The organism is Synechococcus sp. R55.8 (genome assembly GCF_047461895.1).
In the GTDB taxonomy this organism is placed as follows: Bacteria; Cyanobacteriota; Cyanobacteriia; order Thermostichales; family Thermostichaceae; genus Thermostichus.
Map to the genome: position 1 here is coordinate 1 of NZ_JANSIB010000009.1, position 11300 is coordinate 11300.

At 58.0% G+C, this 11300-nt stretch carries 7 protein-coding genes; 6 read left to right on the plus strand and 1 reads right to left on the minus strand.

Annotated elements, in window-relative coordinates:
* Positions 1 to 8: 8 nt before the first annotated feature.
* Positions 9 to 1085, minus strand: a complete 1077-nt coding sequence (locus tag NW829_RS01715) for a VOC family protein (protein ID WP_414350063.1) — start codon at positions 1083 to 1085, stop codon at positions 9 to 11.
* Positions 1086 to 1498: 413 nt separating this feature from the next.
* Here NW829_RS01715 and pflB point away from each other — a divergent pair, with 413 nt between their 5' ends.
* The 6 genes from pflB to NW829_RS01745 all read left to right on the plus strand — a co-directional run.
* Positions 1499 to 3805: a formate C-acetyltransferase gene (gene pflB, locus NW829_RS01720; protein ID WP_414413394.1), complete on the plus strand. Its 2307-nt coding sequence runs from the start codon at positions 1499 to 1501 to the stop codon at positions 3803 to 3805.
* A gap of 81 nt (positions 3806 to 3886) precedes the next feature.
* A complete protein-coding gene (locus tag NW829_RS01725; RefSeq protein ID WP_414402580.1) occupies positions 3887 to 4297 on the plus strand; it encodes a pentapeptide repeat-containing protein in 411 nt (136 codons plus the stop codon).
* A 225-nt stretch (positions 4298 to 4522) separates the two neighbouring features.
* The gene (gene pflA, locus NW829_RS01730; protein WP_414416302.1) at positions 4523 to 5272 is read left to right on the plus strand and encodes a pyruvate formate-lyase-activating protein; all 750 of its coding nucleotides are present in this window, start codon (positions 4523 to 4525) and stop codon (positions 5270 to 5272) included.
* A 191-nt stretch (positions 5273 to 5463) separates the two neighbouring features.
* The gene (locus tag NW829_RS01735; protein ID WP_414413395.1) at positions 5464 to 5874 is read left to right on the plus strand and encodes an OsmC family protein; all 411 of its coding nucleotides are present in this window, start codon (positions 5464 to 5466) and stop codon (positions 5872 to 5874) included.
* A gap of 92 nt (positions 5875 to 5966) precedes the next feature.
* Positions 5967 to 8597: a bifunctional acetaldehyde-CoA/alcohol dehydrogenase gene (adhE, locus tag NW829_RS01740; RefSeq protein ID WP_414416303.1), complete on the plus strand. Its 2631-nt coding sequence runs from the start codon at positions 5967 to 5969 to the stop codon at positions 8595 to 8597.
* 10 nt (positions 8598 to 8607) lie between these two features.
* Positions 8608 to 11300: GNAT family N-acetyltransferase (locus NW829_RS01745; RefSeq protein ID WP_414416304.1), on the plus strand; the 2693-nt coding region annotated here is incomplete at its 3' end.

Genomic DNA, 11300 nt, shown 5'->3' on the forward strand with positions numbered 1-11300 from the left:
CAAGGGTGTTAGCAGACCAGGGCTTGCTGCCGTTGTCGCTGTTGGCGTTCTAGAGCTTCAAACAGGGCTTGAAAGTTGGCTTCGCCAAAGCCTGTGGCTCCACCCAACCGTTGGATGACCTCGAAAAAAAACGTGGGCCGGCCAAACAGAGGCTGAGTGAAGGTTTGCAACAACAGGGGGGGGTGTCGGGAATCAGAGGCAGGCAAGGTGGTATCCAAAAGGAGCTGCTGCTCCACCAAGTCGTGCCAGGAGATGGTGGGCAACCCACCAGAAGGGAGTACTGCTCCAGAGGCCAGCTCCCTTGCCAGGTTTGTGTAGTACTCCGGTGGCACCTGCAGAAAGTTTACGCCTCCCTGTCGCAGCCGGCGCACACTGGCGAAGACATCTGAGCTGTGCAACGCCGCATGTTGCAGGCCAGGGCCATGATGGGCATCCAAAAACTCCTGGATCTGGGAAGCGGCACAGGTGGGCTCGTTGATGGCCAACTGGATCCCGGCTTCAGGATCTCCCACCACCACACTTTCTAGGCCAGAGGTGTTGGTGCGGATGCTATAGCGATACAGAGACCGCCAACCCAGCACCTGCCCATACCAATCTGCCGCTGCCTGCAGGGATCCCTGCTCCACGTTCAATACCAGGTGATCCCAGTGGGAAAACAGGTTCTCCTCAGCAGGGGCTGAATCGGGGATCCCTGAGCTGGGGATCAAAGAATGCCTGAGTCCATAAGGAGTGCGCAGGCACAGAGCAGGGCAGCCTTCGTCTTCTGCCGGGATCCACTCCACTTGGGCTCCTCGCCTCTGCAAAAGCTCTGCCAAGCCCAACAGCTCTTGCTCCTCCACCGCCAAGGCCACATCCACCACCCCAGGCGAATGTTGCTGCAAATAGCGATCCACCTCATCCCCGGCGTGAGCCGGCTGAGATAGGCGCAAGCGCAGGGATCCCTGACGCAGACAGAGGGTACTGCCGAGCTGTCCTTCCATTCGGAAGCCCCAAACTTGACAAAAGTGTTCCTGCCAACGGGGCAGATCCCAAAGATAGAAGTGCAGGTGATGGATCCCTTGGACGATTCGATTGGACTGGTTCATAGAGCAAGGCACTGCTAAGGTAAAGGCCGAGTATCCTGACGTTCTCACGGCAACAGACGACCTGGGCCGTCCTACCTCAGCATAGGCCCGCCATTTGCCGATGGAAAAGCGTAAAACAACGTTAAGAAGATATTAAAACAGCATTAAAAAATAGGATGAAAATAAGATTAAAAAATCACGCAACCGAAAATATCCTCAGAGCGCAAGGGACTAAAATTAAATCAGGCGAGGTGTATTTAGAACGCCTAAAAAAGAAACAGAAGAGTTGCCAAAAGCCCTTCGTAGGATCCCTATAAGCCTTGCAGAGATCTATTGGTTCTTTAGCTCTCTTTTAGAGCCTGCGTGGGGCAAAGGCCGGGGTGCTGCCTCGCCCTGTCGATAGATTATCAGGCGTAATAGCCGGGAGGATTGTTATGGTTGCCAGTGTGCAGCGTTCTGTAGCATCACCTACAGAATTGAAGGCGGAACCAAGGACAGGATCCAACGCAGCCGGTCAAAAAGTTTTGAGCGATTTTGCAACGGGAGCCTGGCAGCGCTCCATCGACGTCAGAGACTTTATTCAGCGCAATTACACCCCCTACACCGGTGATGAAACCTTCTTAGCTGCAGCCACCGAGCGCACCCAGCGGCTGTGGGCCAAGGTCAAGGATTTGATGGCTCTGGAGCGAGAGCGAGGGATCCTAGATGCCGATACTGCCGTTCCCTCTACCATCACCAGCCACGCCCCTGGCTATATCGACCCAGAGCTGGAACAAATTGTGGGGCTGCAGACGGACAAACCCCTGAAGCGGGCCATCATGCCCTTTGGCGGCATCCGCGTGGTGGAGTCTTCCCTCAAAGCCTATGGCTACGAGCTGGATCCCCGCACCAAGGAAATTTTTACCCGGTACCGCAAAACCCACAACGACGGCGTTTTTGATGCTTACACCGAAGAGATGCGCCGCTGCCGCCGCTCCGGGATCATCACCGGCCTGCCCGATGCCTACGGTCGGGGTCGCATCATTGGGGACTACCGGCGGGTGGCCCTCTACGGGGTGGATCGGCTCATCGAAGACAAGCAGGCCCAAAAAGCCAGTCTAGACCTGGACACGATGGACGAAGAGACCATCCGCCTGCGGGAGGAGCTCTCCGAGCAGATTAAGGCCCTACAAGAGCTGAAAGAGATGGGATCCCGCTACGGGTTTGACCTGGGCCGTCCGGCAGCCAACGCCCGCGAAGCCATCCAATGGCTGTACCTGGCCTACCTGGCAGCCGTCAAGGAGCAAAACGGGGCGGCCATGTCCTTGGGGCGGGTGTCCACCTTCCTGGACATCTACATCGAGCGGGATCTGCAGGCCGGGATCCTCACCGAGGAAGAGGCCCAGGAGCTCATTGACCACTTTGTTATGAAGCTGCGCATGGTCAGGTTTTTGCGCACGCCCGAGTACAACGAGCTATTCAGCGGGGATCCCACCTGGGTTACCGAGTGCATCGGCGGCATGGGCCTAGATGGGCGGCCTTTGGTCACCAAAACCAGCTTCCGCATGCTGCATACCCTCTACAACCTTGGCCCAGCGCCCGAGCCCAACTTGACCGTGCTCTGGTCGGAGCGGCTGCCGGAAGCCTTCAAGCGCTACTGCGCCAAGGTCTCCATTGAAACCAGCTCCATCCAGTACGAAAACGACGACTTGATGCGCCCCTACTGGGGGGATGACTACGGCATCGCCTGCTGTGTGTCGGCCATGCGCATCGGCAAGCAGATGCAGTTTTTTGGAGCGCGGGTGAACTTGGCCAAGTGCCTGCTCTATGCCATCAACGGCGGTCGGGATGAGATCTCCGGCGAGCAGGTGGCTCCTGCTTTCGCCCCCATCACCGCCGATGTCCTGGACTACGACGAGGTGTGGCCGCGCATGGCGCAGATGATGGCCTGGCTGGCCAAAACCTACGTCAACACCATGAACATCATCCACTACATGCACGACAAGTACTGCTACGAGCGCCTGGAGATGGCCCTGCACGACCGGGACGTGCTGCGCACCATGGCCTTTGGGTTGGCCGGCCTGTCGGTAACAGCCGACTCCCTATCCGCCATCAAATACGCGCGGGTACGGGCCATCCGGGATGAGCGGGGCCTAGTGGTGGATTACGCGGTGGAGGGCGACTTCCCCAAATACGGCAACAACGACGACCGAGTTGACTCCATTGCAGTGCAACTGGTGCAGACCTTCATGGCCGAGCTGCGCAAGCACAAGACCTACCGCAATGCCATCCCCACCCAGTCCATCCTCACCATCACCTCCAACGTGGTCTACGGCAAGAAAACCGGCAACACCCCCGACGGGCGGCGAGCGGGCGAGCCCTTTGCCCCAGGGGCCAACCCCATGCACGGCCGGGACACCAAGGGGGCGGTGGCGTCGCTGGCTTCGGTGGCCAAGCTGCCCTACGACGACGCTCTGGATGGGATCTCCAACACCTTCTCGATTGTGCCGGCGGCCCTAGGTCGCACAGCGGAGGAGCGGGTTGTCAATCTAGTGGGGCTGCTGGATGGCTACATGCGGGATGGCGGTTTCCACCTCAACGTCAATGTTCTCAACCGCGAGACCCTGCTGCATGCCATGGAGCACCCGGAGCTCTACCCACAGCTCACCATCCGGGTTTCCGGCTATGCGGTGAACTTCATCAAGCTCACCCGCGAGCAGCAACTGGATGTCATTAACCGCACGTTCCATCAACACTGCTAAAAGACCAGCCTGGGGATCCCTGAAGTCCGCCCATACCGGGGTCGATGGAAGGGATCCCCCATCGATAACCGAGGAGGCCCGATGATCATGACTGTTTGTAGCGCTGCGGATCTGGTCAGCCAGTATGCCTCAGGACGGCGCGATTTTCGGGAGATCGATTTGCAGGGGGCTGAGCTGCAGGGGATCCATTTGGCTGGCGCCGATCTCAGCTATGCCGATTTCAGTGGGGCCAACTTGGCGGGGGCCAATTTGCGGGGGTGCGATCTCAGCTATGCCGACTTCAGCGGAGCTAACCTATCGGGAGCCGATTTGCGGGGATGTCTCCTCTTTGGCAGCAATTTCCGAGGGGCGCTCTTAGAAGGAGCCTTGTTGGATCACGCAGATTTCGATGCCTATACCCATTTCCCGAAGGATTTTGATCCCAAGGCCCACCGCCTGCACGGCATCACGGTGGATACCTCCGTGCCTAGCCCACACGACCCATCGGTCTGAGCTGGGTGGGATCCCCAAGCTGCCCTTTCGGCTTTTTATCCCCCTTTCTCCCTTCCAGCCAGGATAGCAGCGGTCTAGCTAAAAGACCCTAGGGATCCAAAAAAATCTAGTCCCAACCTAATCCAAAGAGAAATGGAAACTGTGTTCTATTTAACCTGAGTTAGCAATCTGGAAGAAAACCTCAAGATTGATTGATATTTTGCAAAAGTCATCCAGGATAAAAGTATGGATACCGTTATGAACCCCCTGACACCAATTGCTGGGCGCATTCACTCGGTGGAAACCTGTGGCACCGTCGATGGGCCAGGAATCCGCTTCGTAATTTTTACACAGGGTTGTCCACTTCGCTGTTTGTATTGCCACAACCCTGACTGTCGGGATCCGGAGGCGGGACAGCTTGTTACGGTTGAGTCTTTAATTGCCGAGATCCAACGTTACAAGAATTACTTGCGAGCGGGGGGAGTTACGGCTACCGGGGGAGAGCCTTTAATGCAACCCACCTTTGTAGCTGAGATCTTCCGTCGCTGTCATGAGTTGGGCTTGCACACGGCTTTGGATACTTCTGGCTATGGGCAACTGGAAGCAGCCAAGCCTGTGTTGGAGCATACAGATTTGGTGTTGCTGGATATCAAGTCTTATCTGCCGGAGCTGTATCGAAAGGTCACCGGTGTTTCGCTAGAACCCACTCTTAATCTGGCCCGCTATTTAGACCAGATCCACAAGCCTACCTGGATTCGTTTTGTGCTGGTTCCCGGCTTGACGGATCCCGAGGAAAACATTAAGGGTCTGGCCGAGTTTGTGGCCACCTTATCCAACGTGGAGCGAGTGGAAGTTTTGCCCTTTCACAAGATGGGGGAATACAAATGGCAGCAATTGGGATTGCCTTACACCCTTGCCGATGTCGATCCACCCACACCCGAACAGGTGAATCACGCCTTACAAATCTTTCGGGATCAAGGACTGGTGGCTATTTGACAATTCTGCAGTTGCGGCTTGGGTCAGCATAGCCAGGTCACGCTTAGATCCGAAGTGATTCACAGTTAATCTCTAAAACCTCTGCACCGTCTCCAGATTGGCCCTGAGCTGACTGGAATCCAAGTTGATCCCCAGGCTAACTTTACGGACTCTATGTGAACTGAAGAATACCCCAAGAGGAGGGATCCCCAATGGAAGTTTGCGTCACCTACCGCGATGGTGTTCAGTTCCAAGCGGAAAGCCGAGGGCACCGCATTCTCAGCGACCAGCCTTTGGACAATCACGGTCGAGATCAGGGAATGACGCCGCCGGAATGGTTTCTGGCTTCTCTGGGCGCCTGTGTTGGTTTTTATGCCGTCAAATATCTGGAAGCTCGGCAGTTGGATCCCAGTGGACTAGAGGTGGTGGTCACGGCGGAGAAAGTTGAGCATCCGGCTCGCCTAGACAACATTCACATTCGTGTAAAAACTGGGATCCCGCTGGACGAAAGGCATCAAAAGGGGCTGGAAAAAGCAGTTGATGCCTGCATCATTCACAATACGCTCACCCATCCCCCCACCCTGACCACCGAAATCCAAGTTCCTGCTCCTGTTGGCGCCTAGATTGCCATTCGGGTTATTCGACTATTTCCAACTATCCGATTGTCAATTGTTCCTATCGTCTAAGTCTTGATGAGTTTTGGAGGGATCCACCGATGCCAGTGACCCATCTAGCCGAGCTGGAAACCTTGATCCAGCAGGTGAAGGCTGCCCAAGCTGAATACGCAACTTTCACCCAAGAACAGGTAGACCGGATTTTTCACAGAGCCGCTCTGGCTGCCAACAACGAACGGATCCCGTTGGCCAAGCTGGCGGTACAGGAAACCGGCATGGGTATTGTGGAGGACAAGGTGATCAAAAATCACTTTGCCTCGGAATACATTTACAACAAATACAAACACGAGAAAACCTGCGGGGTTATCGAGCGGGATGAGAGCTTTGGCTACGAGCGCATTGCTGAACCGGTGGGTCTTTTGGCAGGTATTGTGCCGGTAACCAACCCTACCTCGACGACAATTTTCAAGGCTCTGATCACCCTCAAAACCCGCAACGGCATTATCTTTTCCCCCCACCCGCGGGCTAAACAATGCACCATTGCCGCGGCCAAAGTGGTTAAGGAAGCCGCCGAGGCAGCGGGTGCTCCCGTGGGGCTCATTGGCTGGATCGATGAGCCCACCATCGAGCTGTCCCAGGCTTTGATGCAGCATCCTGAGGTGAAGCTGATCTTGGCTACCGGCGGGCCTGGCATGGTTAAAGCGGCCTACTCTTCGGGCCACCCGTCTTTGGGGGTGGGAGCGGGCAATACCCCGGCAGTGATCGATGCCAGTGCCGATATTCCCATGGCTGTCAGCTCGATTTTGTTGAGCAAGACCTTCGACAACGGCATGATCTGTGCCTCAGAACAGGCAGTGGTGGTGGTGGATGCCATCTACGAGCAGGTCAAGGCCGAGTTCGGCCATCGGGGGGCCTACATTTTGGATCCGGAACAAATCGAAGCCGTGCGCCGCATCCTTCTCAAAGACGGTCGCCTCAATCCGGCCATTGTGGGCCAGTCGGTGCAGACCATCGCTGCCCTGGCCGGTATCCAGGTACCCGAAGGCACCAAACTGCTGATTGGGGAAGTGGAGAAGGTGGGGCCGGAGGAGCCCTTCTCCTACGAAAAATTGGCCCCTGTTCTGGCCCTCTACCGCGCCAACGATTTCCACAGCGCCGTAGATGTTGCTGTCCAACTGGTCAATTTCGGCGGGCGGGGACACACCTCTGTTTTGTATACAGATCCCGCCAATCGGGACGATATTGCCTACTTTGAAAATGCCCTGCAAACCGGTCGAGTCTTGATCAACACTCCCTCTTCACAAGGGGCCATTGGGGATCTCTACAACTTCAAGCTAGATCCCTCTCTGACTTTGGGCTGTGGCACTTGGGGAGGCAATTCGATCTCCGAGAATGTGGGGCCGCGCCACCTGCTCAACATTAAAACGGTAACCCAACGTCGGGAAAACATGCTCTGGTTTCGGATCCCGCCCAAGGTTTACTTCAAGCCCGGATGTCTGCCTATTGCTCTGCGGGAATTGGCCGGCAAAAAACGCGCCTTTTTGGTGACCGATAAGCCGCTCTTTGAGTTGGGCATATTGCATCCCATCACCCAGGTTTTGGATGAGATTCGCGTGAGCTGGGATGTGTACCACGATGTAGAGCCGGATCCCACCCTCAGCAACGTCAATCGCGGTCTGGAGCAGTTGCGCCAGTTTCAACCGGATGTGATTATTGCGGTCGGCGGGGGATCCCCGATGGATGCGGCCAAGGTGATGTGGCTGATGTACGAGCAGCCCCAGGTGGAGTTTGAAGGCTTGGCGATGCGCTTTATGGACATCCGCAAGCGGGTTTACGAGCTGCCCCCACTGGGACAAAAAGCTCAGCTCATCTGCATCCCCACCACTTCCGGCACCGGCTCCGAGGTGACGCCCTTTGCCGTAGTGACCGATGACCGGGTGGGGATCAAATACCCCCTGGCGGACTACGCCCTCACCCCCACCATGGCCATTGTGGATCCGGATCTCACCTTAAAGATGCCCAAGAAGCTAACGGCTTACGGCGGCATCGATGCCCTCACCCATGCTCTGGAAGCCTATGTGTCGGTGATGGCCAGCGATTTTACCGATGGGCTGGCATTACAAGCCATCAAGCTGCTCATGACCTACTTGCCGCGGGCCTATGAAAAAGGTGCTGCAGATCCAGAAGCCCGAGAAAAAGTTCACTACGCCGCCACCATTGCCGGCATGGCCTTTGCCAACGCCTTTTTGGGGGTGTGCCACTCCCTGGCCCACAAGCTGGGATCCACCTTCCATCTGCCCCACGGCCTGGCCAATGCCCTGATGATCACCCACGTCATCCGCTACAACGCCACCGACGCCCCCTTTAAGCAGGCCATCTTTCCCCAATACCGCTATCCCAACGCCAAGCACCGCTACGCGGAAATTGCCGATTACCTACAGTTGGGCGGGGCGGATGACGATGAAAAGGTCATGCGCCTCATCGAGGCCATCGAAGAGCTCAAGCGGAAACTGGAGATCCCGGCCACCATTCGCGAGGCCCTGGGGGAGAAAGAGCGGGAGTTTTACGACCGTCTGGAGGCGATGGCGGAGCAAGCCTTTGACGACCAATGCACCGGCGCCAACCCCCGCTATCCCCTCATTCAAGACATGAAGGAGCTGTACGTTTTGGCCTATCGGGGCTGCCGGGTGGATTCTGCTCTCTACCACCAGCCGGAACCAGTGTTGGCCTAAGGAGTAGGGTATGTGGCAACGACTGGATCCCAGTGTGGATATCTGGAGGGCCCGATCCCATCCCCTGAATCCCATTTTTCTGCCCCGTTCGGTGGCGGTGGTGGGGGCCACGGAGCGGGAGGGCAGCGTGGGGCGGACGGTGTTGTGGAACCTCATTAGCCACCCCTTTGGCGGCACGGTTTACCCGGTCAATCCCAAGCGGCACCAGGTGTTGGGGATCCGGGCCTACGAGCGGCTGTCCGCTCTGCCGGAGCCGGTGGATCTGGCCATTATCGCCATTCCGGCAGCGGGGGTGCCCAAGGTGGTGCAGGAGTGCGTAGAAGCCGGGGTCAAGGGCGCCATTGTTCTTTCAGCAGGCTTCAAGGAAACGGGCCCTGCTGGCTGGGAGCTGGAGAAGCAAATTCAGCAGACTATCCAATCGCGTCAGCGGGACGGAGTCCTTGGGAAGCTGCGCTTGATTGGCCCCAACTGCCTGGGGATCCAAAACCCCCACACGGGCTTAAACGCCACCTTTGCTGCCCAGATGGCCCGGCCCGGCAATGTGGGCTTCATCAGCCAAAGTGGGGCCCTGTGCACCTCGATCCTGGACTGGAGCCTGCAGGAAAATGTGGGCTTCAGCGCCTTTATCTCTCTGGGATCGATGCTGGATGTGGGCTGGGGAGACTTAATCGACTACTTGGGCGAGGATCCCCATACCCACAGCATTGTCTTGTACATGGAATCCATCGGGGATGCCCGCTCTTTTCTGTCCGCGGCCCGAGAGGTGGCCCTGAGCAAGCCCATCATTGTCATCAAGGCGGGGCGCACCCAGGCGGCAGCCCAAGCAGCCGCTTCCCACACGGGCTCCCTCACCGGCAGCGACGCAGTGTTGGATGCGGCCTTCCGCCGTTGCGGCGTGCTGCGGGTGGATCACATTGAAGATCTCTTCGACCTGGCGGAGGTGCTGGCCAAACAGCCCCGTCCTCAGGGCCCTCACCTGACCATCCTCACCAATGCCGGCGGGCCAGGGGTGCTGGCCACCGATGCCCTCATCCGCGCCGGGGGATCCCTGGCCCAGCTCTCCCCCCAAACCCTGGAGCAGCTTAACCAGCTCTTGCCCCCCCACTGGAGCCACGGCAATCCCATTGATATTTTGGGGGATGCCGATCCGGAGCGCTTTGCCCAAGTTTTGGAAGTGGTGTTGCGGGATCCCGGCAGCCAGGGTTGCCTGGTCATCCTCACCCCCCAAGCCATGACGGATCCCACCCGCACGGCTGAGAAAGTGGTGGAGACCTGGCGGCGCAGCGGATCCCGGCAGCCCATTCTGGCCAGTTGGATGGGGGGAGCTGGCGTGGATGTCGGCGAGCAGATCCTCAACCAGGCCGGGATCCCTACCTACCGCTACCCGGATCAAGCGGCGCGGGTGTTTAGCCATCTGTGGCGCTTTAGTGACAACCTCAAGGCCCTCTACGAAACCCCCACCCTGGCTCCCACCAGGCCAGTGGAGCAGGAAAAAGTGCAGCAAACCCTTGCCCAGGCGAGGCGGGAAGGCCGCACGCTTCTCACGGAGGTCGAATCTAAGGAAATCCTGGCCGCCTACGGGATCCCCGTGGTGCCGACGCGGGTGGCCAAGAGCCCCGAAGCAGCAGTGGAAGCTGCCGAGGCCATGGGTTACCCAGTGGTGGTGAAGCTCTACTCCCACACCCTCACCCACAAAACCGATGTGGGCGGCGTGCAGCTCAACCTGCCCGATGCTGAGGCGGTGCGCCGGGCCTTCGGGCAAATCCTCCGCAACGTCAGCGAGAAAGCGGGGCCGGAGCACTTCCAGGGGGTCACGGTGCAGCCGATGGTGGACACGGATGGCTATGAGCTGATCCTGGGGAGCAGCCAGGATCCCCAGTTTGGGCCGGTGTTGCTGTTTGGCAGTGGCGGACAACTGGTGGAGGTGTTTCAGGATCGCTCCATTGGCCTTCCCCCCCTCAACACCACCTTGGCGCGGCGCCTGATGGAAAACACCCTCATCTACAAGGCCCTCAGGGGGGTACGCGGACGCCCAGCTGTCGATCTGGAGGCCCTGGAACAGCTCTTGGTGCGCTTTAGCCAACTGGTGGCCGAGCAGCGGGAGATTAAAGAGATCGACATCAATCCGCTGCTGGCTTCCAGCGAGGGCCTGCTGGCTTTGGATGCCCGCGTCATTTTGCGAACCGAGCAGGATCCCCAGGTGCCCTTGGCCATCCGCCCCTATCCCACCCAGTACATCTGGAGCTTCCGGGACGGCATCACCATTCGCCCCATCCGCCCTGAAGACGAGCCTTTGGTGATCGATTTTCACCGCCACGTCTCCGATTACAGCGTCTATCTGCGCTACTTCCACCCGATCAAATACAGCGCCCGTATCGCCCACGAGCGCCTTACCCGCATTTGCTTTAACGATTACGACCGCGAGATTGCCTTAGTAGCAGAAAAACAGGAGCCAGAGGCCAATCGCGTCAGCGGGACGAAGTCCTTAATCCTCGGCATCAGCCGCCTCTCCAGAAAACATGGCTTTCCCCAAGAAGCAGAGTTTGCCATGCTGGTGGCGGATCCCTACCAACGGCAAGGGATTGGCACGGAGCTGTTGACCCGCCTCATTCAGGTGGCCCGCTGCGAAGGGATCCAGCACCTCACCGGCGAGGTTCTTTGCGAAAACGAGGCCATGCGCCGCCTGTGTCAGCGGCTGGGGTT

What these genes read in the sequence shown, in the direction of transcription:
- NW829_RS01715 (WP_414350063.1), bottom strand. Translation starts at nt 1,085, where the DNA reads ATGAACCAGTCCAATCGAATCGTCCAAGGGATCCATCACCTGCACTTC.
- pflB (WP_414413394.1), top strand. Translation starts at nt 1,499, where the DNA reads ATGGTTGCCAGTGTGCAGCGTTCTGTAGCATCACCTACAGAATTGAAG.
- NW829_RS01725 (WP_414402580.1), top strand. Translation starts at nt 3,887, where the DNA reads ATGATCATGACTGTTTGTAGCGCTGCGGATCTGGTCAGCCAGTATGCC.
- pflA (WP_414416302.1), top strand. Translation starts at nt 4,523, where the DNA reads ATGGATACCGTTATGAACCCCCTGACACCAATTGCTGGGCGCATTCAC.
- NW829_RS01735 (WP_414413395.1), top strand. Translation starts at nt 5,464, where the DNA reads ATGGAAGTTTGCGTCACCTACCGCGATGGTGTTCAGTTCCAAGCGGAA.
- adhE (WP_414416303.1), top strand. Translation starts at nt 5,967, where the DNA reads ATGCCAGTGACCCATCTAGCCGAGCTGGAAACCTTGATCCAGCAGGTG.